Source organism: Alteromonas lipotrueiana, assembly GCF_019249245.1.
Lineage (GTDB): Bacteria > Pseudomonadota > Gammaproteobacteria > Enterobacterales > Alteromonadaceae > Alteromonas > Alteromonas lipotrueiana.
In genome coordinates, this window is the sequence record NZ_JAESDK010000008.1 from 67182 (window position 1) to 91281 (window position 24100).

Genomic DNA, 24100 nt, shown 5'->3' on the forward strand with positions numbered 1-24100 from the left:
AAAATTTGCACCCGACGTTCCTCTAGTCTTGTATTTACGCATTTAAATAGAAATTGAACGTTCGAAGAAACTATTAAAGTCAATTTTATAGTCGCTGGCCAATACCGAAGACTCTATCGATAAGTGTTTTTCATGAGCCAGATTCAAATCTTTAGGCTCTAAAAAGTGATCGCCCGTCACAGAATAAAAAACCTTAACAATAGGCGTCAGCGGTGAAGCTGTCTGCTCAGCGACCATGGCAAGTTTGTTATTAGAAAGCTTAACTAAGCTTCCTACCGGATACACTCCCATACATTTGATGAACATCTGTACCAACTGACTATCAAGTTGATGGGGGGCGCCCTGCAATAATAATTTCATCGCCTTTTGACTGGGCATACCCGCTTTATAACATCGCTGTGCTGTTAGTGCATCGTACATGTCAGCTATGGCTAGCATACGGCCTTCCCGAGAAATTTGAGTCTCGGCCTTGCCCGCCGGATAACCTTTGCCGTCTAACCGTTCATGGTGTTCACTTACAATATTTATCAAAAAAGGCGCAATTTTAGCCTCTTCCAAGGCTTGTACTCCAAACATCACATGTTGCTTCATGATGTCCATTTCATCGTCAGTAAGACGGCCTGGTTTATGTAAGATTTCACCCGGTATGCGGATTTTACCCATATCGTGTAAAAAGCCGGCATAGGCTAAATCGTTAACCTGCGCTTCGTCCATACCGATAAACTGACCAAAATTTGCCAATAAAATAGCAACATTCAGCGAGTGCTCTAATAAATAGTCATCTTTTTCACGGATTTGTGTCAAACACAGTAATGCATCTGGGTTGCGGTTAATCGATTCCACCAGCTTTTGCGAAAAGGCTTTAGGAATAGCTTCATCAAAGGGCTGACCTTTTTCAACCGAAGCCAGTAATGACTTTTGAATTACTTTGCCCTGAGCATGAAGTTTTTCGGCTTGTTGAATTTCTTTGTAAAAAGGCGTAGTAATTTTTTTCTGAACGGTGTTTTGCGTTACCAAAGCAGGTTCAGATACGTGGCTGTCGGGGGCTTTTATATCAAATGCCTTTGAGCCATCGATGATCAGCCTTTTCACCCCTCGGGCTTTAAGAACCTCGACTATGTCTTGCGAGGTAACCTTGCCTTCTGATTTTAGTTTGATGTCGCCGGTTTGTTCTATGATCTTGCTTACATACATTCCCGGCGTTAACTGAGAAATAGAAATGGTTTTCAGTAAACCTTCTTTCATGACAGCCTACAGGATAAAATTATTAACTTTGGGAAGTTATCCCAGATCCGCCTAAACACAAAGTATTTATGTGCGTATAAGGTACAGTAGCGTATACATATCAGGCTGCCATTGATGGTTTTTAATCGCTATTTTGTTGCCGTTAATTTCAATACCTTCACTAAGAAGACATTGACGCTGTTCAGATGCCTGCGGCGATCCATCAGCAAAGGCTATAGTGCCGCAAGCCCGTATTACCCGATGCCAAGGTAAGCATTGAGCTGTGGCGTTTTTTAGTACAGTACCCACTAAACGCGCCCGACGTGGAAGCCCGGCCAAATCGGCTACCTGACCGTATGTCGCCACCCTTCCAGAAGGTATAAGTTTAACTATTGCAATAATTTGCTGTTCATAGACCTTATTAGGCATACTGGATACCCGCTGTAATAAAGAAAAAACTTGATGCGCCGTTATTGTTCACACTGTCACTTTCCGGTCTCAACCTGTGTATGTAATCAGGTTATACCAATTAAAAGTCCGGTAAGATTTATTATTTTACAACATCATAAAGAAGCGGGGCATGCTAAAAATACCGCCCGGCTGATACCGCTTGTTATACCAGATACGCTAATTGTAACCGGCAATAGTGAAGAAGACTTTTTACCCGCAAAACAGTTAGCCAGTCAGTATCGATGTGGCTTACTTTACCCAGGTTCCCACAGTCAACCTATTGAAAGTGAGACATTTGCAAATGAACGGCCCCGGCAACTTGTATTACTTGATGGTTCCTGGCGTCAGGCCTATGGGTTATTTCAAAAATTAGAGTGGCTCAGAGCCCTGCCCGCCTGGCACTTTTCTCAGGCACCCTCGTCAGCCTATCGAATACGACACACTGAAAAATCTTATAGTTTGTCGACACTGGAGGCCGCGGCTTATAGCCTGAAACAAGGTTACCAATGTAATAGCGACCCCTTACTCAGGCTTCAGGAATCGATGCAGAGCTTTTGGCAAGGCCCTGCCGCACATTGGCGCCGTTAGCGTAGTACCAGCCACCATAGCGTAGGAACTGCGATACTCCATAACAGCAACCCTACTTTGGCACCAGGTGACACAAAGTGCCAGGTGCAGCTCTGTAATGCTTTTTTTTCTTTGTGCAATCGCATCGCTGCATGATTCAATGCGTCTTTACGGTATTTAGATTGCCGGCTCAAAAAATATAATTTGCGGTCCAGGCGTTCCAATGACTGAGTTTTACTGACTTTGCCCTGCTGGTAGGCCGAAAACAGCACATTAAATACAACAAGTAACAGCGCGGTTAAACCGATGCTAAAAGCAATGCCCAGCTGTTCGTAATGAAGCGAGCCTGCTGCACACACAGGCAACAACAATAACAGCCCCATTGAGGTACGTGATAAGGTTTTTACAACATGATAAACCTGTCGCTGACATTCAATTTTTTGCAATGAATCGGTTTGATGCATCAAGAAATGTCGATATAAAAAGCGAGCGAGACCTATGCTTTGAAACAGATATAGCCAAGCTACAAATAAACAGCCCAGCATAATCATTCGCTGCAACGTAGGAGGCAAAATTGCGTCGGGCAAAACCGTAAATACAAAAGGAAAGCATATAAACGCAGCAGCAAATGCAGCGATGCAGTGATTGCGCATGCGCACCTCAGTTCGCTTACGGTAAAACGCATACTTACTCAGGCTGTTCTGGCCGAGTAAGTATTCCAACATAGCGCTATTTGCCTTGTTGTGAATGATACGCAGCGCTATCCAAAACAAAGCCGTAAGTACACCAAGCAGCGTTACGCTATTGATAAAGGTGGTGGTGAGTATATTTGTTATTACCGGCGCATTGAACGTAGGGATAAAAATTGATTGTAATACAGCAATTGTAACTGCATATGCTACCGGGCTTAGCCATACCGGTAGCTGTACAAGCTTGTCAGACTGTAAACTGGTCGCCATCAGGTCTTTTCCGTCTATTTCTTCGTCAAAGTCCTTCAACATTGTTGTATACCGCATCATGCAGTTATTATTTTAATGGGGCTGTTCACAGCCGCTGCGCTAGTTTACTTACTCCCTATTATGACGCAATGTTTTTGTAGTTATGAATCTCCTCGAACGTATAAAAATTAAGTAATTGCAGACAATTTTAGTGCATAAAGTATAACCTTAACCGCGATTTATAAGCAGGCACAAAAAAGCCCGTCTGAAACGGGCTTTCAAATAATTATGGCGTGCTGTTTATTTACGTATTTTTTGAATCAATCGCAATTGAGCAATTGCTTCTGCCAGCTCGTGAGCGGCTTCTGCGTAATTAAAATCAGCACCTGGATTAGCAATATGCTCTTCGGCACGGCGTTTTGCTTCTTCAGCGGCCTGTTCGTCCAAATCTTCTGCACGTACAGCGGTATCAGCCAAAACGGTAACGTTACCAGGCTGTACTTCAAGTACACCACCTGCAACGTAAATCATTTCTTCTTCACCATGCTGTTTTACCAAGCGCACCATACCGGGTTTGATTGCTGAGATCAGGGGCGCATGACCCGGGTGGATACCCAGCTCACCTTCGCTGCCCGTCACCTGAAGTGTTTCAACACGACCAGAAAAAATTTTCTGCTCGGCGCTTACCACATCAAGATGTACTGTCATAGCTGCCATGTAAACCTCCTAAGGTAGGTAGTCAACGTAAAGTCAGACCGCCTATGTCAGGCGGCCTTCAATATTACGCTTTTTTGGCTTTCTCTACGGCTTCTTCAATTGAGCCAACCATGTAGAAGGCTTGTTCTTGAAGATCGTCGTATTCACCATCCAGAATCGCTTTAAAGCCACTGATAGTATCTTTAAGTGAGACGTATTTGCCCGGCGCACCAGTAAATACTTCTGCTACGAAGAATGGTTGAGACAAGAAACGCTGAATCTTACGGGCACGGGTTACAACCAGCTTGTCTTCTTCAGACAGCTCATCCATACCCAGAATCGCAATGATATCTTTCAGCTCTTTATAACGCTGCAATACAGTTTGAACACCACGGGCAACATCATAATGCTGCTGACCGATAACCAGAGGATCCAACTGACGTGATGTAGAGTCCAATGGGTCTACCGCAGGGTAGATACCTAAAGACGCGATATCACGAGACAATACAACCGTTGCGTCTAAGTGAGCAAAGGTCGTTGCCGGTGACGGATCGGTCAAGTCATCGGCTGGTACATATACCGCCTGAATCGACGTGATTGAACCTGTTTTCGTTGAGGCGATACGTTCTTGCAGTACACCCATTTCTTCAGCCAGTGTAGGCTGATAACCTACCGCTGATGGCATACGACCCAACAGTGCCGATACTTCGGTACCTGCAAGTGTATAACGGTAGATGTTATCTACGAAAAACAGTACGTCACGACCTTCGTCACGGAATTTTTCAGCCATGGTCAAACCTGTCAAAGCAACTCGTAAACGGTTACCTGGCGGCTCATTCATCTGGCCATATACCAACGATACTTTATCAAGTACGTTAGACTCGTTCATTTCGTGGTAAAAATCATTACCTTCACGAGTACGCTCTCCTACACCGGCAAATACCGAGAAACCACTGTGCTCGATAGCGATGTTACGGATAAGCTCCATCATGTTTACGGTCTTACCAACACCGGCACCACCAAACAGTCCAACTTTACCACCTTTAGCAAACGGACATACCAGGTCAATAACCTTAATGCCGGTTTCCAAAAGTTCTACCGAGCTTGACTGTTCTTCATAAGTAGGCGCTGCACGGTGAATAGACATACGGTCTTCTTCACCAATCGGGCCTGCTTCGTCGATAGGGTTACCCAACACGTCCATGATACGGCCTAATGTAGCTGTACCCACCGGAACGTGAATCGCTTTGCCGGTATCTTCTACTGCCAGTCCACGTTGCAGACCATCGGTAGAGCCCATAGCGATGGCACGTACTACGCCGCCACCTAATTGCTGTTGCACTTCCAGGGTCAACCCGGATAAGTCACCTTCAGTGACTCGTAGTGCGTCGTATACACCTGGTACCGCGGTTTGTGGAAATTCGATATCCACAACGGCGCCAATGATTTGGACGACCTTACCTTGACTCATAATTTGTCCTCGTTATCTTTTCTAAACCTTCGCCTACACCGCCGCGGCGCCGCTTACAATCTCACTAATCTCTTGTGTGATTGCAGCCTGACGAGCCTTGTTGTATACCAGTTGCAAGTCATCAATAAGATTACCTGCGTTATCGGTAGCAGCTTTCATCGCTACCATTCGTGCGGCCTGCTCTGAAGCAGCGTTTTCTACCACACCCTGATATACCTGAGACTCAATGTAACGAACCATTAGCGACTCCAGAATTTCTTTCGGGTCAGGTTCGTAAATGTAGTCCCAGCGATGCTGATAATTTTCGTCTTCTGACTTTGGCAAAGGCAGTAATTGATTGACCACTGGCGTTTGCGTCATGGTGTTCACGAAGTCGTTAAATACCAGATAAATCCGATCTAACTTGCCTTCGTCGTACGCTCTCAGCATAACGCGTACTACACCTACTACGTCACTTACTGTGGGTGTGTCACCTAAGCCCGATTCGGCTGCAAGTAAGTTGCCACCAAACCGTTTAAAAAAGGCACAGGCTTTTGCACCTACGGCCGCAAAGTCTACTTCTACATCTTTGTTGCGCCAGGTTTTTACTTCCTGGGTAACACGCTTAAATTCGTTGGTATTTAAACCCCCGCAAAGCCCGCGATCGGTAGAAATGACAATGTAGCCAACTCGCTTCACGTCACGCTCTTCAAGGTAAGGATGACGATATTCGAGATTACCGTTAGCAATGTGACCAATCACTTTAAGCATGTTCTGTGCATATGGACGCCCGGTGGACATGCGTTCCTGCGCCTTTTTCATTTTTGACGCGGCAACCATTTCCATAGCACTGGTAATTTTTTGAGTATTTTTGATACTCCCAATCTTACCTTTTATCTCTTTACCACTGGCCATGACTATCTCCCGTTAACCTAACGTTGTGCTGGCTTTACAGCCAGCACTAGCGATTACCACGTTTGTGTTTCTTTGAATTTTTTCAAAGCGTCACTTAATTTCGCAGCAATGTCGTCGTTGTAGTTACCAGACTCGTTGATAGTGTTCATCAGCTCAGTGTGATCGCTGTTCATGTAAGAATGCAGCGAGGCTTCAAAATCCAGAATCTTGTCTAGCTCAACGTCTTTCAGGAAACCCTTCTCTACGGCGAACAAAGACACACCCATGTCAGCAATTGACAATGGTGCATATTGTTTCTGCTTCATCAGCTCAGTTACACGCTCACCATGTTCAAGCTGTTCACGGGTTGCTTCGTCAAGGTCAGAAGCAAACTGTGAGAATGCCGCCAATTCACGATACTGTGCAAGTGCCAAACGAATACCACCGCCCAGCTTCTTGATAATCTTGGTCTGTGCAGCCCCCCCTACCCGTGATACTGAAACACCAGCGTTAACAGCAGGACGAATACCTGCGTTAAACAGGTCAGTTTCTAAGAATATCTGACCATCGGTGATTGAGATAACGTTAGTAGGTACGAACGCAGAAACGTCACCAGCCTGAGTTTCGATGATAGGCAATGCGGTTAATGAACCTGTTTTACCTTTCACTTCACCATTGGTGAACTTTTCAACGAAGTGTTCGTTTACACGAGCAGCACGTTCTAGCAAACGCGAGTGAAGATAGAAAACATCACCTGGGTATGCTTCACGACCTGGTGGGCGTTTTAGCAGCAATGAAATCTGACGATACGCTACGGCTTGTTTTGACAGATCATCATAAATAATCAGTGCATCTTCACCACGGTCACGGAAGAATTCGCCCATGGTACAACCTGAATACGGTGCCAAATATTGTAAGGCAGCAGATTCAGAAGCTGAAGCAGCAACAATGATTGTGTGTGCCAGCGCGCCATGTTCTTCCAGCTTACGTACTACGTTAGCAATGGTAGAGGCTTTTTGACCAACCGCTACGTACACACATTTAATGCCTGTATCTTTTTGGTTGATGATAGCATCTACGGCCATCGCCGTTTTACCGGTCTGACGGTCACCGATGATCAACTCACGCTGACCTCGGCCAACCGGAACCATCGCATCAACAGACTTATAACCAGTTTGTACTGGCTGGTCTACTGACTGACGTTCGATAACACCTGGTGCAATTTTCTCAACCGGCTCAAAGCCTGCTGCCTCAATTGAACCTTTACCATCTATTGGCTCACCCAGAGTGTTAACAACACGTCCAAGTAGTGCACGGCCTACCGGTACTTCTAAGATACGGCCGGTTGACTGTACTTTTGTTCCTTCAGTCAAATCCGCATAAGGACCCATTACAACGGCACCAACTGAGTCTCGCTCAAGGTTTAGTGCAATTGCATAGCGACTGCCAGGAAGCTCGATCATCTCGCCTTGTTTAACGTCGGCAAGGCCATGAATACGGATAATTCCGTCGGTTACTGCAACGATAGTACCTTCGTTGCGTGCTTCACTGGATACATTAAACTGCTCAATTCTTTTCTTGATCAGTTCTGCAATTTCAGTGGAATTAAGTTGCATGCTCTTATCCCCGTTATGCTTGTAACGTATCGGCCAAACGTTCCAGTTTTGATTTAACTGAACCGTCAATTACTGTATCGCCAGCTTTAACAACAAAGCCTGCTAACAGGGCAGAATCTACATTACAATTAAGCTTCACTTTACGTGCCAAACGCTCTTCTAATGTTGCCGAAATTTGTGACTTTTGCTGAGCGGTAAGCTCAGTAGCTGATGTAATGTCCACCTCTATGATTTTGTCATAGTCGGCTTTAAATGCATCAAACAGGTCACTAATGACTGGTAAGGCAACCAAGCGCTCATTCTCTGCCAGAACTTTAATAAAGTTTTGGCCGTTTTGGTCAAGTTGTTCACCACACACGTTGATAAATATCTCAGCCAGTGATTCAGGAGCAATGGCACCAGTTAATACCTGGTGCATTTCATTGTTCTGAGCCACCTGACCGGCAAATACCAGCATGTCTTGCCATTGGGCAACAGTGTTGTGCTCGACAGCGAAATCGAAAGCAGCTTTAGCGTAAGGACGAGCAACGGTTGTCAATTCAGACATGGCTCATCTCCCCCTTAAAGCTCAGCGACAAGTTTTTCAACAATGTCGTTTTGTGCTTGTGCATCAATTTCGCGCTGTAGGATTTGTTGCGCACCGGCAACCGCCAGGGCAGCCACATGCTTGCGCAATTCCTCTTTGGCACGATTGCGTTCAGCTTCAATCTCGGCATAACCAGAAGCGATAATTTTTTCGCGTTCGGCCTGACCACGTTGCGTTTCCTCATCAACTAACTGAGAACCGCGCTTTTTGGCCTGTTCGATAATTTCAGCTGCCTGCGCTTTCGCCTCTTTCAACTGTCCGGTCGCTTTTTGTTGAGCAAGCTCTAAGTCTTTCTCAGCACGATCGGAAGCTTCAAGGCCATCGGCAATCTTTTTCTGACGCTCTTCAATCGCGGCCAATAGTGGCGGCCATACGTACTTCATGCAGAACCACACGAAGACCATAAACGCGATTAATTGACCTATTAGAGTGGCGTTAATATTCACAACCGCTCCTCCTCATTAATGTTCGCTAATAGACGGTAGTATTTTAAAATTACGCACCAACAGCAAACAGAAGGTATAGGGCAATACCAACACCGATCATCGCGATAGCATCGATAAGACCCGCTACGATGAACATTTTTACTTGAAGTTGAGGTGCCAGTTCTGGTTGACGAGCAGCAGATTCAAGGAATTTACCACCTAACAGACCAAAACCAATAGCAGTACCCAGGGCACCAAGACCGATTAATAGTGAAACAGCGATGTATAACATTTACGTCTCCGATTTAAGTTAAATATTAAAGTTAAAAGTTAAAAATGAATGACGACAGCCCAGGTTTCAGTTGTACTGGGCTAGCACCGGTACTTCGTTAATGATCTTCGTGCGCCAGACTTAGATACACAATGGTCAACATCATGAAAATAAAGGCTTGAAGCACAATAACCAAAATATGGAATACAGCCCATGGGAAGTGCAGAGGTAGCTGCCATAAGCCCAGAGTTGCAATCAGAATGAAAATGAGTTCGCCGGCGTACAGGTTACCAAATAACCGCAATGCAAGAGAAAACGGACGCGCCAGCAATGTGACAGTTTCAAGGATAAAGTTAATCGGAATCATTGACCAATGATTAAACGGCTGCATGGTCAGCTCTTTTACAAAGCCACTCACGCCTTTAACTTTAATTGAGTAAAATAATATCAATACAAAAACACCCAACCCTAACGCCAGAGGCAAGTTAAGATCGGTGGTAGGAACCACTTTCATATAGACATGGTGTGGGTCTACACCGGTAGTTGCAGCGCCAATTTGTCCTGCTATCCATGGTAATAAGTCAACCGGAACCAAATCCATCAGGTTCATCAGAAAAACCCAGACAAAGATGGTTAAGCCTAATGGCGCTATCAAATTATTTTTACCATGAAAAGAGTCGCGAACGTTGTCGTTTACAAATTCCACAACCATTTCAACAAATGCCTGTGTTTTGCTTGGTACGCCCGTAGTAGCTGATTTTGCGACCTTACGAAACAGCCATAAAAACAAAATGCCCAGTGCTATCGACCAGCCCAGGGTATCAATATTCCATACCCAAAAACCCGCTTCCTGACACACCGTGGCGGCTTCTTCCAATCCCTTACCATAGTTTGTTTGCAGACCTTCGTCTGTCATACACATGGTGGCATTGGTCAAGTGATGGACAATATACTCTTGTGTAGTTTGCTCAGATGCCATGCTTAAACCCAAAGTTAAAAGTGTAAAAATTGAATCGGTGCTTCAACGGCCTTTTTTTCGTTTTTATTGGCGGCTATGTTGTTGAAGTAAGGCCAGCCAGTGGCTAACCATTGCTACTGCAAAACCGGCAAATAATGCCAAAGGGGTTGCGTTGACCCACGTAAATGCAATAACAAACAAAATAATGCTTAATGCCAGTTTTACCTTTGCTCCCTGGCTAAAACTTCGGGCCACTTGCTGATTATGGCGGGCCCCGGAATATTTAAACGCAAATACCGCAAAAACAATGTTGGGTAACAGACTAATTAAAGCCCCAAAAAAAACAGAAACGCCTATTTTTGTACCGGCGAACAATCCTGCAGCTATGGCAATAACCACGGCGACCGTGGCTTGTACGGCTATTGCTCGCTTAGCAATAGATTTTCCGGTAGCGGCGAGGTCAGTGCGTTTAGTACTTCTCAACGTTATTCTGCCCAACTAAAAAGCGTCAGAAGTATACTGTTTTATCGATAATATTCAACAGTGCATCGTGTATTGAAAGTGATTTTGAAAACTTTCTGTGACGATTACGTTACAGTGGCCATTCTAGACACAAAAGTGATTATATTTCGACCATATATTGTCTAAATTTATTAAACTGCCTAGCTCATTTTCGTTAAAATACCATCAAGCTGCTCTAAATCACTGAAATTAATCACTATCTTGCCTTTACCCTTGGCATTGTGATCAATTGAAACAGCGGTACCAAAGTTGTCAGACAAACGAGTCATCAAACTTTGTACATCAGGGTCTATGGTTTTTTCAGGTTTGGGCTTAGCGGGCTCTAAAAACTTACGCACCAGTTTTTCAGTGTCGCGCACGGTAAGTCCCTTGCCCGATACCACCTGTGCAGCCTCGGTTTGTTGATCGCCCGACAGCGCCAGCAAAGCACGGGCGTGGCCCATCTCAATATCGCCATGCTCTAACAGCAATTTAACGTCTTCGTTCAAATTATTCAGGCGTAATAAATTGGTGACTGAAGTACGTGATTTGCCTACCGCTTCGGCGACTTCTGCGTGAGTCAGTTCAAATTCTTTCATCAGACGCTCAAGGGCTATCGCTTCTTCCATAGCATTAAGGTCTTCACGCTGGATATTCTCGATCAGCGCAATAGCGACTGCAGCTTCATCTGGCACATCTTTAACAATACAGGGGACCGTATCCAGCTCGGCCATCTGAGCAGCACGCCAGCGTCGTTCGCCCGCTATAATTTCATAGTGCTGGGTGTCTACCTGGCGAACTACAATGGGCTGAATAATACCTTGAGAGCGAATAGATAAAGAAAGCTCATCTAGTGCTTCAGGTGACATGTCTTTACGTGGCTGATATTTACCCGGTCGCAAGAACTCTATAGGCAGCTTGCACAACTCAGAATCAGATGGTGAGGGTGAAGCCTGCTCTGATGTTTGATGAGGTGAAGACTGACTGGTTGCCAACAGGGCGTCCAAACCCCGCCCAAGTCCTCTTTTTTTTGCTGACATAGTTTCCTCAAAGACTCACAGTATGCCGGTTATCACCGGTCATTGTTATTGATTATCGTTCTTACTTATCCGGCTTTGGCCGCTTGAACACCGGCTTTGTCGCGGCGGCGCAGAATTTCACCGGCAAGAGCAAGATACGCTTTGGCCCCGGTTGACGATTTATCATAGTACATCGCCGGTGTGCCAAAGCTGGGGGCCTCTGCTAATCGTACATTTCTTGGTATCACAGTTCGATAAACCTGCTCACCAAAATGACGTTTTAACTGTTCTGATACATCGTTAGCAAGGCGATTGCGTGGGTCGTACATGGTACGTAAAACACCCTCAATTTTCAGCTCAGGGTTCACCACAGAGGCCAATTTTCCAATGGTGTCCATTAGCGCGGTTATCCCTTCTAATGCGTAGTATTCGCACTGCATGGGAACCAGAACAGAGTCTGCTGCTGCCAGGGCATTGACAGTCAATTGATTTAACGAAGGCGGACAGTCGATAAATATAAAGTCGTAGTAATCAAGTACAGGCTTTAATGCATTGCGCAAACGTACTTCGCGGGCAAACATTTCCATTAACTTGATTTCAGCTGCGGTAACGTCGCCATTCGCCGGAATAAGATCATACTTACCACTGGTGCTTTTTAGCATAACCTCGTTAATAGGCTGCTCTTCTATTAACAGTTCAAAGCACGTTGCCGGTACATCGTATTTATCAATGCCGCTGCCCATGGTGGCATTGCCCTGAGGATCTAAATCAATAAGCAGCACTTTGCGTTTGGTCGCGGCCATAGAAGCGGCAACATTTACTGCGGTCGTTGTTTTGCCCACGCCGCCTTTTTGATTCGCAATTGCGATTACCTTAGCCACACTTAATCCTGTTTAAACTTTTCGAATAGTCACCAGGTGACGTTCACCGACAAGATCAGGCACATTCAAAGCCGATATGGACTCTATTTGAAAGTGACTGCTTACTTCGTCAATTTCGCTTTGAGGAAACTGTCCTTTGAGTGCCAAAAATTTTCCTTTCGAATCTACCAGATGCTCGCACCAGTGCAACATATCTTTTAGCGAAGCAAAGGCTCGGCTTAGCACTATAGCATAGGGCTGTGAATTTTGATGGTCTTCAACCCGACTGTGAACACAGGTAACGTTGTCTAGTTTTAATTCATGGGCACATTGTTTCATAAAGCGTACCCGTTTACCCAGGCTATCAAGCAACGTAAAACTGACATCAGGATTAACGATTGCCAAAGGCATTCCAGGTAAACCAGGCCCGGTGCCAACATCTATAACAGGGTCTGCATTGATAGCCGGCGAAACACTCAGCGAATCAAGCAGATGTTTTATCACCATTTGCTCCGGGTCTCGTACCGAAGTTAAATTGTAAGCTTTATTCCACTTATGCATCAGGCATATATAGTCAACCAACTGCTGTTGTTGATGAGCACTTACCGTGACCGTCATTTTTTGCAGACCCTGAGTCAAAATCTCAGCGAGACGCGTTTTATTTACTGTTTGTGTCACGCGCTGATTTGCTCCTGCTTGCGTAGCAATCCATATTTTTTAAGGTAAACCAATAACAACGAAATAGCAGCCGGGGTAATGCCTGAGATACGCGAAGCCTTGCCGATGGTTTCAGGACGGGCGTCGGTTAACTTGGCGACTACTTCGTTCGATAAGCCAGAAATTTTGCTGTAATCAAAATCTTTTGGCAGCAACGTATTTTCGTGTCGTTGGGTTTTGGCAATTTCTTCAAGCTGACGCGCGATATAACCTGCGTATTTTATCTGAATCTCAACTTGCTGAGCTGCAATAGGATCATCTAAGCCCGGGCCCAGAGATTCAATCGCCATTAGCTTATCGTAGGTCATTTCAGGACGTCGAATTAACTCTTCAAGAGAATGCTCCCGGCTAACCGGATTTTTAAGCATAGGATTAAGCGTGGCCACCGCGTCGTGAGACGGATGTACCCACTGCCCGCGCAGACGCTGTTGCTCACCTTCAACGGCTTCCATTTTTGTGTTGAATGCGCGCCACCGTTCATCATCCACCAAACCAATGTCACGGCCTAATGCCGTAAGGCGCATATCTGCGTTGTCTTCGCGTAGCAATAAGCGATATTCTGCACGGCTGGTAAACATGCGGTAAGGTTCTTTGGTACCCATGGTAGCAAGATCGTCTATCAGAACACCCATATAAGCCTGATCGCGACGCAGAATAAGTGGATCTTTGTTTTGAACCTGCAAAGCTGCATTGGCGCCGGCAATAAGCCCCTGAGCACCGGCTTCTTCGTATCCGGTAGTGCCATTAATCTGACCAGCAAAAAACAATCCATCCAGATGTTTAGTTTCCAGAGTTTGCTTTAAATCGCGGGGATCAAAAAAGTCATACTCAATGGCATAGCCCGGACGCACGATATGCGCATTTTCAAAACCCACAATAGAGCGCACCATTTCTATCTGAACATCAAACGGCAAACTGGTAGAGATACCATTAGGGTAAACCTCCATGCTGTTAAGACCTTCGGGCTCTACAAAGATTTGGTGCGAAGATTTATCTGCAAAGCGGGTAATTTTGTCTTCGATGCTCGGACAATATCGTGGCCCGACACCTTCAATAATGCCCGTATACATGGGCGAGCGGTCCATACCGCTTCGGATAATGTCATGGGTTTTAGCATTGGTATGGGTGATATAGCACGAAATTTGCCGTGGGTGCATATCACGGTTGCCCATGAACGAAACCACCGGAACCGGCGTGTCACCAGGTTGAGCCTGCATCTTACTAAAATCGAGACTGCGCGTATCAAGCCGTGCAGGTGTGCCGGTTTTTAATCTGTCTACCCTGAATGGCAGGGCTCGTAGGCGTTCAGCCAACGCCACTGAGGGTGGATCGCCTGCCCGGCCGCCCCGATAGTTTTCAAGACCGATATGAATGGTTCCACCTAAAAAGGTACCCACAGTGAGAACCACGGTTTTGGCTTTAAACTTTAAGCCCATTTGCGTGATCACACCACAGACACGATCGTTTTCAACAATCAGATCGTCACAGCTTTGTTGAAACAGGGTCAGATTTTCTTGCTGCTCAACCATGGTTCTGATCGACTGACGATACAAAGTACGATCGGCCTGAGCTCGGGTAGCCCGTACAGCCGGACCTTTGCTTGAATTCAGGGTGCGAAATTGAATACCACTGCGATCGGTGGCCAGTGCCATTGCACCGCCTAGTGCATCGATCTCTTTGACCAGATGACCTTTGCCTATTCCGCCGATAGCCGGATTACAGGACATCTGACCGATGGTTTCAATATTGTGGGTCAGCAGAAGCGTGTTTGCTCCCATGCGGGCGGCAGCCATCGCAGCTTCGGTACCGGCATGGCCTCCGCCAACGACTATGACATCAAACTCGTGTTGATAAAACATGCTAAACCTCACAATGCAAAGCTGTAAAAATGATCCTGGAACCCTTCGATCAAAAGGGCACGTATTTTAGCTGACTTAGACCGTAATGAAAACGGTTAAATCTTCTGCATTGCAGTCTGTTTGCGACGAAAGAGCGTGTGCTTATATATAATATGATCTCTTAAGATCTCTTTATTTTTATTATTATTAGGATCGGCCTGATCTGTTGATAAGCGATCATTCCTTTTAGATCACAGGATCTTACACAATGAATAACCCTTGTACAGAAGCGATCATAACAGGGGCCTGATCTTGTGTATAAGGGGCCTATTTATCCACAGGCATGAAATGATGACTTTTTATAAATGGGTTGATCAAAGCTTATACACAGTACTCTGGGTGATCATATCCACAAGGGTGATCAAGCTGTGATCGTATTGGGGATAAGTTGTCTAAAAACTAAGGAGTTTGATCAATTGATCGCGGTTTAAAAGGTCTATACCCCGATCGTTTTACACAGCCGATCTTATCCACATTGCTTCAATGATCTACCGACGTCATTTATGTTCAGTCGATACGATCTTCAGCAAATTTTTACTAATATCAAAATAAAGTGTATTTATGCGAGATATTAAAATTAGAAAAAGCGGTTTTGATAGGTAAGGTTGTTGCGTAAATAATGCTAAAACACACATTCGCCAGGCTTTTGAAACCCTGAAAATAAAAAAACGCCTGATTCTTAACAAAACCAGGCGCTGACTTATAACAACAATAGAGACAAAAGAACTACCGAATCTGGTTAGGCTGATATCGTGTGGAGGTACTGCTTGTGGGCTCGGCTTCGCTGGATGTAATGCCACTGCGTCGACTTGGACCTGAAAAGCGTACCCGGTAAGTATCGTATTCTTTAATACTTTCAAAGCAATAGCGGCCTATTGCGTGTTCGAGTTCGGCCAGATTATGGTTAGTGATCAAAATACAATTCTTTTTATTTACTAGCCGTTGACGCAGTAAATTGCCCAACCAGCTTTGAGTATTTTTCTTCAGTACACTTTCGTTAACGCAAACCTCATCTAATACTAATAAATCAACTTCAAGCAACTCTTGGTGGGCGGCACGAAACTTCTGGCCTATGTTGTCTTGAGCGCTAAAATCGTACGAAAAATAACGCATTTCCTGGAGCGTCGATAATTGTCTGTAAAGAACACTTATTTCGTACTGATCAATAAGTTGATGGGCGATAGCGCCGGCAATATGTGATTTTCCCCGGCCATAATCTCCATAAAATAACATCATATGAGAACCCGAGTTTCGCCAGGAGGGATCTTCATGAGCAGCAATAAACGACTGGGCAATACTCACCGCCTCTATAACATCATCGCTGTCTTCTACTAAATTAGCAAAGGTCCATTTTGGGTTTAAATCTGAGCGACCGTGGATAGCCGTAATACGATCTTTTTTACTGCGTTGCTGACGTTGACGAACCTCAGCATTAGCTTGTTGTTCGTATTGAGTGCGTAAGGTTTTGTAATCGGTGTATTCATCTTCTGCCATGCCAGACTTACCCATGGCGCGGGCCAAACTATTAATACGATCTTTAATGGAGTCCATAATCAGGTCTTTTTATGTGATGAATATTTTGCTACCAGCTTACGCGCATTATCATCTGCTTCCAAGCCAGCTGCAACGGGTACCTGTTGACTGCCGACCTGTTGTTTAGGTGCACTGCCGGAAGCCAACCGCTTTTGACGCATTGCGTAGGTGAATTTCTGAGTCCATTGAAAGTGACTGAACACAGCCGCAGGTCGCCCTAGCCAGTAAGCGATAAATTCTCCTACATCGTTTTTATCAAATTCTTTGTCTATCAGACCCAGTAAATTGGCCATTTGCTTGAATAACGCTTCATCGGGCTGCCAGTTTGCTTTCATTGGCTGGTGCTGACGGTGTAGGTGTGCAAAATCATCTTGGGCCTGGGTACTTAGTGGCAACAGTAAGGCTTTTCCATTTAACGAATGCTCAAAGTCTAAAGCCTGCGGTAAAGCCACCAGCCCGGCTTGTTCAAGTTGCTGGAGTAGGGTGTTTATCTGCCGTCCACGGGTATACGAACCCTCATTTTGCTCAGCGCCGTTTAACAATTTTAAAATAAATTTATAATTTAACGGTTCGCTGGCGGCGGTAACCAAATTTGCAGTCGGACGAAGCCCCAGCGTGTATAAAACCCGGGCCGAATTAGACAAGGGCGCGCAAAGTGCATGAAATTCTGCCTGAGTAAACATAGCAGCGTTACTTTTTGGCCAGTTGTTGTGAAAACCATTCTACCGCTTTTTCTTCAGGAATAGGATGATTTAACACATCAATATAAAGAGGCTCGCATATCAGGGTGGCTTGCTGATCAGACAATACTTTTTCCATGGTCTGCGCTGCATAACAAAAGGTGTCGTAGCTGCTGTCGCCCAAGCCCACCACATAAGCGTGGACGCCCGATAAATCCTGCGTTTTTAATTGCGCTGCAAAGGGTTGAATATTGTCGGGTAGTTCACCGGCACCATGGGTAGAAGTGCAGATCAGCCAGGTCGAGTCGGCTGTGACGGTCTCAAAATCCGGTGTCAATTGTATATCAACCTGGTAGCCGGCATCTTTTGCTACTGCGGACAGTGCATCCGCCACATATTCTGCGGCGCCCAAAACCGAGCCAACTAATATTGTAAGATGATGAGACATAGTATTTTATTCCAGGTAACAGTCAAAATTTGGAGGAAAACTATCAGCTAAACGAGACTGACAAGAACGCTTGGTAAAGACATAGCCTTGTAGCAGGGCTATTTTCCCACAAACGGGGTTGCTCTGCGACCTTCATTAATCACCTTGTAAAGAAGGTTGCGCACAAACGGTTAATCACCATCCCCTTACCGGTATGTGATTAAATATCTAAATTTAATGAATATTTATAATTATCAGATTTGTAAAATAAATTAGGTATATACGACTATTTATACAACTTTTTTGTACATATTCCACCTTCATTCCTACTTTAGTCTAAAGATTAACGCCTATAGTTTAGCTCGTAACAACATTAAAACTAATTAATAAAATGAAAACGCAATATCTCAGAGAAATATTGTATCGATGGGTATGGGGCCTGTTTTTGATTTCATCAAATATCAGTTATGCCGACAATTTATCACTATCTATCTACGGCAGCATAGAATCTAAATGTGAAATTATTTTTTCTGGCGGAAATCAAGTAGATCTATCTGGTGTTAAAGAAAAAACACTGCCCTTAGATGTTTATTGTAATCAGGCTATGAGTATGGCGATAAGCTCAAAAAATGGTGGTTTAAAATTACAACAAAAAGAAAACTTCCCAGCTATCGAATATTTATTTTCATTAAATATTGAAAAAGCCAGCTTTACTGCTGTAGCGACAAGTAAAGATCTTATGGCGGGACATAGTTTTAACAGTTCAGGAGTTATTCCATTTGCCGCTAGCGGACAAATAAAGATAACTCTGAAAGAAAACCTGCTTTATGCGGGTTCTTACACCGACATTATCGCAATTGACGTATTTCCGTCACTTCATAATGTCAGTCAGTAAAACACTCTCTGTGAAGTTAACAGTAAATTTAAGCTCTTTGCGGTTTGGGCTCAATAACATGATATCTCTTCAAAAAGGAATATAGTGATGAAAAAGTTAACAATGTGTGCAGCAGCAGTAACCGTCGTTTTATCTTCTCAAGTCAGTGCGGCGCCGGGTGATGTGCAATTAGTAGGTTTTGTTTCGCCGGTTTGTGAAGTAAGCGGTTTGTTCACTCAACTTCTTGATTTCGGTAGTGTAGTTTCATCAGGTCAGAGCGTATCTACAAATATAGGGTTGCAATGTAACGATGTTGATGGTGCTACGGTTACCATGACCAGTGCTGAAGGTGGCCTTGAGTCTGATGATGATGAAGATTTTGCCCTGACTTATGATGCTACCTTTGCACCGGGCGGTGGTCTTAGTTCATTTACGTTGTCAGCGCCAGGCGGCCCTGGACTAAATAATGTTTCTGCCGATCATTCTTATGGTGGTTCAACAACATTAGCATCGGGCACCACCGGAACACTTTCGGTGGTGACTACAGAAGGCTCTCCCTGGGCTGGCGGTTATTCAGATACACTCACAGTAAATATAACTTCTAATTAGTTAAATATTTTGGAAGCTGGATTTCCAGCTTCCTTTTTTAACGCTTTTAGCAAGGAAATCGTTATGTTTCGCTGGATAAGTATTATTGCGTTATTTATTCTTTGTTCATCTGCATATGCCTTTAAAGTTGAGCCCATGGTGGCTGAAATGCGACCTTTTGGTAATAAGGCTCAAATGTCGATGCGCATCGACAATACTTCTGATAAGCCGCTTACGGTGGAACTATTCTCTTACTCCATGACCATGGACAAGTACGGCGAAGAAACTCGTGTTGCCGCTGATGACGAACTACTGGTTATTCCCGCTACCGCTATTATCAAGCCCGGTCGATCGCAATCGGTAATGATTCGATATTTGGGCGACCCTGCTATTGCAGAATCAAAAGCATATCGTGTGTCTATTAAACAGGTTCAGGTTTTACGTCAAAGCGAACAGACTGCCCAAGTAGGCTTGCTCTTTCAGTTTAATACGTTAATTAATGTACGCCCTGATAATACCTTTGCAGATCTAAATGTTGAAAGTATTCAACAAAAAGGAAACAAATGGATTGTACCGGTAGTAAATTCGGGAAAAAGCTATGGTCGTCTTACTAATGCAAGATTAAATATTTCTGATGGTGTTAAGTCCGCTTTATTAAAAGGCCCACAAATTAGTAAACATATAAACGGTACTTTAGTTTTACCCAATTCTACTCGGTATTTTGAAATGGAGCCATTAGCAAACTTCAATGTTGAAACGGTTTCTATAGATATTTCTCAGGACTGATCACAATGAAGCCAATTTATTATTTAGGTGTCGTGGTTTGGTTATATTGTCCCTTCGCCTTTTCGATAATATTAAATCCTACCGTAATGACTTTGGATATCGAAAAGAAAGGCTTTGCACAGGTGATTATCACTAATAATACCACCGCCCGTTTACCGTTAGAGGCTTCGGCTCATCCTTTGCTATTTGACGAAGAGGGCAGTTACCAGGTTCAAATCAAACCAGCAACTAACCTGATGATATTTCCTCCGGCCGCAATGATAGATCCCGGACAAAAACAAGCTTTTCGAGTGCAATGGAGTGGGGCGTACGCATTGTCTTCATCGCAAAGTTTCTTTGTACGTTTTGCCCATATTCAACTGGCAAATCAAGAAGCGGCTGACTATAAAGCAGAATCAGATATTGGGGTAAATATTCAGATTAACTACAACGCGCTGCTGCATGTGTATACCCCGCGACAACGTTCTCAGGTGGTTCTTCACATCGATCATAATGGGTTAGCTCAGCTCACTAACCATGGTGATCGGTTTGCCTATTCTAAACACCTTATTTTTGAAGACTCTGACTCAACGTTGCAAGCAAGTATCAGTACGTTGTTGGGCGAGCGATTTATCGCGCCGCTTACCACCTTAGTTGTTGATTCAGACTCAACGCTTCCTGCCGGTGATTACCATGGCCGAGAAAGCAGATTGTAACGGGGCCACCTACGGGATTGTTTATGTAATGCTACTGGTGTGGATGTCTACCTCTGCAGGGCTACATGCCACCGAAACTTCTGTACGCCTGAATCCGACCGGACGCGATATTGAACTGACTTCATTACTACGCATGAGTGACACGATATTAGGTGAAGCCCATGTAACGCTTACTGCAGATGATGAAGTTTTATTACCCAAAGACAGCACCATAGCGTTGTTGGAAGAGGTGGTTATTGCCCAGGCTCTGGACATTTTGCGAAAAATTCCGGGTGACGTGCTCAGCCCAAAAGATTTTCGCTCGGCGAATTTGGATTTGATGTTTGATATGAGCAGTCTGGAATGCATAGTGACTGTGCCCAGTGAAGTTAGTCTGACCCAAACCATCTCATTACAATCAGACTCGGTGCACGCTGAATTTGTAGCCCCTGAATTTTTCAGCGGTTTCGTTAATCTATACCTTACTGGCAACGAAATTGAAACTTTGCTTGAGCGTAATGAGCGCCAGAGTATATACGGAGGTAGAATTGATTCGGCCTTAAATATTGGTCGATTCAATTTTGAATATGAAGCACTCTTTGAAAACACATCGCGCGAAGATGCTCAATTTTTACGCGAAGGCACGCGTCTGAATATTGACTTTCCTGAAGCGGGGACACGACTAGTGCTCGGGGATATGTACAATCCTGGGGTAAGTTTTCAGGAGGCTAGTGATGTATTGGGAATCGGAATAACCCGCGATTTTACTTTGATCCCAACACGTAATGCTCGTCCCACCGCTAACCAGCAGTTCACGTTACTGCGCACCTCTGAAGTTGACGTCATTGTTGATGGAGTGGTGGTTCAGCGGCTTAGCCTGGGAGCCGGCAGCTACGATTTAAGTGACATACCGTTGGCGCAGGGAACTAACGATGTGCAATTGGTGATCACCAATTCTGTCGGTCAGCGTGAACTTATTCAGTTTTCGGTAGCTACCGGGAATGATTTACTGGCGGTCGGTGAGTTTGAATACAGTCTGCTGTATGGCGTACCAAGAGTATTAATTGAAAATAAGTTTGGTTATCAATCTAATGAAGAAGTATTACATGGTTACTTAGAGGTGGGAGTGACGCCGTGGCTGACCGTGGGAGTGAATGGTCAGCGACGCGAAGCGGTCCATCAGCTGGGGGGCAGGGTGGTATTTGCTACCGGGCTGGGTGTTACTGAGCTGGCGGCTTCGCGCAGTAAAGACTCAGTGAATCATTTTGGTGAAGCTTATCGGCTGGCTTTTGATGCTATTTTTGCAAAGCAAGACATTTGGCAACCTCAGTTTAGCTTTGTGTACGAATACCGTTCTACTAACTTTGTGGGGATTAATCATATTGAACGAGAACCGGTATTAGATATAGAACAATTGTTTAATACGACTAACCATTTTATTTCGGCGTTCGGTTCAATACAAATTAGTGAAAAGTTGCGCGCAGCCATCACCTTTAATTACCGTAAGGGCGAAAACACTAACGATGATGTGTGGATAATGAGTCCGGGGTTGTCTGGAAACTTCTTTAATACCCCCGCCACCTGGAGCGCCCGGGTTAACTTTCAGCATAATCAGACAGAAGATAATGAATGGGGCATAGGCCTTACCCTAAGTTGGCCGTTTAGTCGAACTACCCGTACGGTAGGGCGCTACAATAGTAATGAAGATGAGCTTGCCGTTGAAACCACGTATCAGCAACATATAGGTAATACTGGCGGAATCTCTGCCTACGCTGGGGTAACTGACCATCGTGAAACCGACGCTGATATTGATGCAGGCGTTAACTATTCAGCGAATCGCTTTCAAATTATTGCTGACCATGGCACGCGGCTTCAAAGCATTAGCGAAAAGCTAAGAACCCACAATACGCGCATTGAACTAAGCAGTTCGCTGGCTTTCGCCGGTAACAAGGTAACCGTTGGGCGGCCGGTGCGCGAAGCATTTGCCATCGTTTCAAAACACAGCAGTTTGCAAGACAATTTGTTAGCCATAGCTCCGGCTCATGATGGCGAACACGCCCGGGTATTCAGTTATGGCAAAGCGCCGGCGCTGGTGCCTGATTTGGTCGCTTATAGTCAGCAGCTGATTGATTTTGACGTGCAAAACTTGCCGCCGGGTTACGATTTAGGCGATGGTGCATTTTGGCTCGAACCAGCATATAGACGTGGGTATCACTTAAAAGTGGGGTCGGATTCGGTGCTTACGGTTATTGGAAAGCTGTTAAATAGCCAGACTAAAACGCCATTGGCATTGGTGGCAGGCGAGGCAAATTATCTCGGCGATGAATCCCAAGCCTCAGTGCAATTTTTTACTAATCGTAACGGAGTTTTTGCAGTGTCAGGGCTAAGGCCCGGACGTTATCGACTTACCTTGGATACCGCTGAGCAGCAGGTTTTAGAGATTTCATTAGATGAAGACAGTACCACTTTGATTCGACTGGGAGAGCTTTATGTGGACTAAAGCCTCTTTTTTATTGCTATGTTCTATTGGCTTATTGCTTACAAATGTCAGCGTCAGCATGGCTGCTTGTGAGTATGGACCCTTGCATTTAGAGCCGGTAGGGGGCCAGAACCGTTATGATCCGTTTGCTCCGGGCCCGTTTAGTCTCATTTCTGTTTTTCGGGTTCGTAGCGAAATTGTCGGAGAATTTTGCGAGATACAGGTTACCCTTGATATGGACACAGGAGAGACCGCTTTAAAAGGCCCCGAATCGCAACGTTTACGCTTTGATTGGGCAGGATCTCACGGTTACCGACAGGCCAATAGTTGGAAAGTAACCCTGAATGAACAATCTTCTGAAGCCCTGATTAAATTGCGTTACGAGTCGGGGCAGTGGTTACCTGCAGGAAACTATCAGGCACAGTTGAATGCTAGTCTGGCTTACGCAGATTTTAAATCAGATTACATGGTGCCACCCGATACGTTGAATGTAAGGGTTTGGGTACCGCCGGTATCCAAAGTGCAGTTTTACGGGCTGAGCCAGCAGCATTACGATTTGGATATGGGCGTACTAAACACTAATAAAGTGATTAATTCGGTACCGAAACTCTGGATTCAAAGTAACTCGGCTTATCAGATAGTACTGACTTCCCAGCATCAGGGAAGATTAAGACATCAATCAGATGACACTCGCTGGGATATCCCTTATGATGTATTGTTCAATAATCGTACAGTTGATTTACAGAAATTAAAAACGGTATTGCCATTTTTATCGGCGTCATCAGGTCATAGCGTACCGCTGCAACTGACTATTGGTGATACTCGTAATAAGCCCGCTGGTAAATATCAGGATACGCTGTACATCTCAATAGAGCCGCATTTGTCTTTGCAGTTTTAAAGCAATGAAGCGCTAACAATAAACAACAAAATAGGCGTCTGCGAAATTATTCCAGATACCACTCAAATCGAAACATGGTGCTGCTATTTTA

At 44.7% G+C, this 24100-nt stretch carries 26 protein-coding genes; 7 read left to right on the forward strand and 19 right to left on the reverse strand.

Translation table 11 applies throughout. The features are described 5' to 3' along the window. Positions 1-42: 42 nt before the first annotated feature. Both JK130_RS07305 and JK130_RS07310 read right to left on the reverse strand, forming a co-directional pair. On the reverse strand, positions 43-1245 hold the full coding sequence (locus JK130_RS07305) for a cyclic di-GMP phosphodiesterase (RefSeq protein WP_218353665.1): 1203 nt from the start codon (positions 1243-1245) through the stop codon (positions 43-45). Between the two features lie 66 nt (positions 1246-1311). Further along, positions 1312-1653 carry an MGMT family protein gene (locus JK130_RS07310; RefSeq protein WP_218353666.1) on the reverse strand — a complete coding sequence of 114 codons (342 nt, stop codon included), beginning with the start codon at positions 1651-1653 and terminating at the stop codon, positions 1312-1314. A gap of 33 nt (positions 1654-1686) precedes the next feature. Here JK130_RS07310 and JK130_RS07315 point away from each other — a divergent pair, with 33 nt between their 5' ends. Next, complete coding sequence (locus JK130_RS07315; RefSeq protein ID WP_218353667.1) at positions 1687-2262, forward strand: tRNA-uridine aminocarboxypropyltransferase; 576 nt, start codon at positions 1687-1689, stop codon at positions 2260-2262. On the opposite strand, the gene JK130_RS07320 is transcribed toward JK130_RS07315, so the two are convergent. The 17 genes from JK130_RS07320 to mioC form a co-directional block, all read right to left on the reverse strand. Beyond that, complete coding sequence (locus tag JK130_RS07320; protein ID WP_218353668.1) at positions 2259-3242, reverse strand: hypothetical protein; 984 nt, start codon at positions 3240-3242, stop codon at positions 2259-2261. The two genes, JK130_RS07315 and JK130_RS07320, sit on opposite strands and share 4 nt — an antisense overlap. 237 nt (positions 3243-3479) lie before the next feature. Continuing rightward, entirely contained in the window at positions 3480-3896 is a 417-nt protein-coding gene (locus JK130_RS07325) for a F0F1 ATP synthase subunit epsilon (RefSeq protein ID WP_218353669.1), read from the reverse strand. Between the two features lie 64 nt (positions 3897-3960). Beyond that, the gene (gene atpD, locus JK130_RS07330) at positions 3961-5346 is read right to left on the reverse strand and encodes a F0F1 ATP synthase subunit beta (RefSeq protein WP_218353670.1); all 1386 of its coding nucleotides are present in this window, start codon (positions 5344-5346) and stop codon (positions 3961-3963) included. 33 nt (positions 5347-5379) lie between these two features. Next, a complete protein-coding gene (gene atpG, locus JK130_RS07335) occupies positions 5380-6240 on the reverse strand; it encodes a F0F1 ATP synthase subunit gamma (protein ID WP_218353671.1) in 861 nt (286 codons plus the stop codon). A 53-nt stretch (positions 6241-6293) separates the two neighbouring features. Beyond that, positions 6294-7835 (reverse strand): F0F1 ATP synthase subunit alpha, encoded by a 1542-nt coding sequence (gene atpA / locus JK130_RS07340; RefSeq protein WP_218353672.1) that lies wholly within the window; start codon positions 7833-7835, stop codon positions 6294-6296. Positions 7836-7848: 13 nt separating this feature from the next. Continuing rightward, entirely contained in the window at positions 7849-8382 is a 534-nt protein-coding gene (gene atpH / locus JK130_RS07345) for a F0F1 ATP synthase subunit delta (RefSeq protein ID WP_218353673.1), read from the reverse strand. Positions 8383-8396: 14 nt separating this feature from the next. Then, entirely contained in the window at positions 8397-8867 is a 471-nt protein-coding gene (gene atpF, locus JK130_RS07350) for a F0F1 ATP synthase subunit B (protein WP_218353674.1), read from the reverse strand. Positions 8868-8916: 49 nt separating this feature from the next. Next, on the reverse strand, positions 8917-9138 hold the full coding sequence (atpE, locus tag JK130_RS07355) for a F0F1 ATP synthase subunit C (protein WP_218353675.1): 222 nt from the start codon (positions 9136-9138) through the stop codon (positions 8917-8919). Between the two features lie 97 nt (positions 9139-9235). After that, positions 9236-10096 carry a F0F1 ATP synthase subunit A gene (atpB, locus tag JK130_RS07360; RefSeq protein WP_218353676.1) on the reverse strand — a complete coding sequence of 287 codons (861 nt, stop codon included), beginning with the start codon at positions 10094-10096 and terminating at the stop codon, positions 9236-9238. A gap of 63 nt (positions 10097-10159) precedes the next feature. Continuing rightward, a complete protein-coding gene (locus JK130_RS07365; RefSeq protein WP_218353677.1) occupies positions 10160-10558 on the reverse strand; it encodes an ATP synthase subunit I in 399 nt (132 codons plus the stop codon). A gap of 179 nt (positions 10559-10737) precedes the next feature. Continuing rightward, positions 10738-11616, reverse strand: coding sequence for a ParB/RepB/Spo0J family partition protein (locus JK130_RS07370; RefSeq protein WP_218353678.1), 879 nt, complete (start codon positions 11614-11616; stop codon positions 10738-10740). Between the two features lie 65 nt (positions 11617-11681). Further along, the gene (locus JK130_RS07375; protein ID WP_218353679.1) at positions 11682-12476 is read right to left on the reverse strand and encodes a ParA family protein; all 795 of its coding nucleotides are present in this window, start codon (positions 12474-12476) and stop codon (positions 11682-11684) included. 12 nt (positions 12477-12488) lie between these two features. Then, positions 12489-13073: a 16S rRNA (guanine(527)-N(7))-methyltransferase RsmG gene (gene rsmG, locus JK130_RS07380; protein ID WP_218353728.1), complete on the reverse strand. Its 585-nt coding sequence runs from the start codon at positions 13071-13073 to the stop codon at positions 12489-12491. Positions 13074-13129: 56 nt separating this feature from the next. Continuing rightward, the gene (gene mnmG, locus JK130_RS07385) at positions 13130-15031 is read right to left on the reverse strand and encodes a tRNA uridine-5-carboxymethylaminomethyl(34) synthesis enzyme MnmG (protein WP_218353680.1); all 1902 of its coding nucleotides are present in this window, start codon (positions 15029-15031) and stop codon (positions 13130-13132) included. Positions 15032-15796: 765 nt separating this feature from the next. Next, positions 15797-16621, reverse strand: a complete 825-nt coding sequence (locus tag JK130_RS07390; RefSeq protein WP_218353681.1) for an ATP-binding protein — start codon at positions 16619-16621, stop codon at positions 15797-15799. 2 nt (positions 16622-16623) lie between these two features. Then, the gene (locus JK130_RS07395; RefSeq protein WP_218353682.1) at positions 16624-17286 is read right to left on the reverse strand and encodes a DnaT-like ssDNA-binding domain-containing protein; all 663 of its coding nucleotides are present in this window, start codon (positions 17284-17286) and stop codon (positions 16624-16626) included. Between the two features lie 7 nt (positions 17287-17293). Continuing rightward, positions 17294-17731, reverse strand: coding sequence for an FMN-binding protein MioC (gene mioC, locus JK130_RS07400; protein WP_218353683.1), 438 nt, complete (start codon positions 17729-17731; stop codon positions 17294-17296). A 424-nt stretch (positions 17732-18155) separates the two neighbouring features. Between mioC and JK130_RS07405 the strand changes: the two genes are divergently transcribed. The 6 genes from JK130_RS07405 to JK130_RS07430 all read left to right on the forward strand — a co-directional run bounded on the left by JK130_RS07405 (position 18156) and on the right by JK130_RS07430 (position 24009). Continuing rightward, positions 18156-18605 carry a hypothetical protein gene (locus tag JK130_RS07405; protein ID WP_218353684.1) on the forward strand — a complete coding sequence of 150 codons (450 nt, stop codon included), beginning with the start codon at positions 18156-18158 and terminating at the stop codon, positions 18603-18605. A gap of 87 nt (positions 18606-18692) precedes the next feature. Next, a complete protein-coding gene (locus JK130_RS07410) occupies positions 18693-19193 on the forward strand; it encodes a hypothetical protein (RefSeq protein WP_218353685.1) in 501 nt (166 codons plus the stop codon). Positions 19194-19256: 63 nt separating this feature from the next. Further along, on the forward strand, positions 19257-19958 hold the full coding sequence (locus JK130_RS07415; protein WP_218353686.1) for a fimbrial biogenesis chaperone: 702 nt from the start codon (positions 19257-19259) through the stop codon (positions 19956-19958). 5 nt (positions 19959-19963) lie between these two features. After that, complete coding sequence (locus JK130_RS07420; protein ID WP_218353687.1) at positions 19964-20653, forward strand: fimbrial biogenesis chaperone; 690 nt, start codon at positions 19964-19966, stop codon at positions 20651-20653. Beyond that, positions 20631-23132 (forward strand): fimbria/pilus outer membrane usher protein, encoded by a 2502-nt coding sequence (locus tag JK130_RS07425; protein ID WP_246587725.1) that lies wholly within the window; start codon positions 20631-20633, stop codon positions 23130-23132. The genes JK130_RS07420 and JK130_RS07425 overlap by 23 nt, the downstream gene beginning before the upstream one ends. Continuing rightward, entirely contained in the window at positions 23122-24009 is an 888-nt protein-coding gene (locus JK130_RS07430; RefSeq protein ID WP_218353688.1) for a hypothetical protein, read from the forward strand. The genes JK130_RS07425 and JK130_RS07430 overlap by 11 nt, the downstream gene beginning before the upstream one ends. Positions 24010-24100: the final 91 nt, after the last annotated feature.

What these genes read in the sequence shown, in the direction of transcription:
- JK130_RS07305 (WP_218353665.1), bottom strand. Translation starts at nt 1,245, where the DNA reads ATGAAAGAAGGTTTACTGAAAACCATTTCTATTTCTCAGTTAACGCCG.
- JK130_RS07310 (WP_218353666.1), bottom strand. Translation starts at nt 1,653, where the DNA reads ATGCCTAATAAGGTCTATGAACAGCAAATTATTGCAATAGTTAAACTT.
- JK130_RS07315 (WP_218353667.1), top strand. Translation starts at nt 1,687, where the DNA reads ATGCGCCGTTATTGTTCACACTGTCACTTTCCGGTCTCAACCTGTGTA.
- JK130_RS07320 (WP_218353668.1), bottom strand. Translation starts at nt 3,242, where the DNA reads ATGTTGAAGGACTTTGACGAAGAAATAGACGGAAAAGACCTGATGGCG.
- JK130_RS07325 (WP_218353669.1), bottom strand. Translation starts at nt 3,896, where the DNA reads ATGGCAGCTATGACAGTACATCTTGATGTGGTAAGCGCCGAGCAGAAA.
- atpD (WP_218353670.1), bottom strand. Translation starts at nt 5,346, where the DNA reads ATGAGTCAAGGTAAGGTCGTCCAAATCATTGGCGCCGTTGTGGATATC.
- atpG (WP_218353671.1), bottom strand. Translation starts at nt 6,240, where the DNA reads ATGGCCAGTGGTAAAGAGATAAAAGGTAAGATTGGGAGTATCAAAAAT.
- atpA (WP_218353672.1), bottom strand. Translation starts at nt 7,835, where the DNA reads ATGCAACTTAATTCCACTGAAATTGCAGAACTGATCAAGAAAAGAATT.
- atpH (WP_218353673.1), bottom strand. Translation starts at nt 8,382, where the DNA reads ATGTCTGAATTGACAACCGTTGCTCGTCCTTACGCTAAAGCTGCTTTC.
- atpE (WP_218353675.1), bottom strand. Translation starts at nt 9,138, where the DNA reads ATGTTATACATCGCTGTTTCACTATTAATCGGTCTTGGTGCCCTGGGT.
- atpB (WP_218353676.1), bottom strand. Translation starts at nt 10,096, where the DNA reads ATGGCATCTGAGCAAACTACACAAGAGTATATTGTCCATCACTTGACC.
- JK130_RS07370 (WP_218353678.1), bottom strand. Translation starts at nt 11,616, where the DNA reads ATGTCAGCAAAAAAAAGAGGACTTGGGCGGGGTTTGGACGCCCTGTTG.
- rsmG (WP_218353728.1), bottom strand. Translation starts at nt 13,073, where the DNA reads ATGACGGTCACGGTAAGTGCTCATCAACAACAGCAGTTGGTTGACTAT.
- mnmG (WP_218353680.1), bottom strand. Translation starts at nt 15,031, where the DNA reads ATGTTTTATCAACACGAGTTTGATGTCATAGTCGTTGGCGGAGGCCAT.
- JK130_RS07390 (WP_218353681.1), bottom strand. Translation starts at nt 16,621, where the DNA reads ATGGACTCCATTAAAGATCGTATTAATAGTTTGGCCCGCGCCATGGGT.
- JK130_RS07395 (WP_218353682.1), bottom strand. Translation starts at nt 17,286, where the DNA reads ATGTTTACTCAGGCAGAATTTCATGCACTTTGCGCGCCCTTGTCTAAT.
- mioC (WP_218353683.1), bottom strand. Translation starts at nt 17,731, where the DNA reads ATGTCTCATCATCTTACAATATTAGTTGGCTCGGTTTTGGGCGCCGCA.
- JK130_RS07410 (WP_218353685.1), top strand. Translation starts at nt 18,693, where the DNA reads ATGAAAAAGTTAACAATGTGTGCAGCAGCAGTAACCGTCGTTTTATCT.
- JK130_RS07415 (WP_218353686.1), top strand. Translation starts at nt 19,257, where the DNA reads ATGTTTCGCTGGATAAGTATTATTGCGTTATTTATTCTTTGTTCATCT.
- JK130_RS07420 (WP_218353687.1), top strand. Translation starts at nt 19,964, where the DNA reads ATGAAGCCAATTTATTATTTAGGTGTCGTGGTTTGGTTATATTGTCCC.
- JK130_RS07425 (WP_246587725.1), top strand. Translation starts at nt 20,631, where the DNA reads ATGGCCGAGAAAGCAGATTGTAACGGGGCCACCTACGGGATTGTTTAT.
- JK130_RS07430 (WP_218353688.1), top strand. Translation starts at nt 23,122, where the DNA reads ATGTGGACTAAAGCCTCTTTTTTATTGCTATGTTCTATTGGCTTATTG.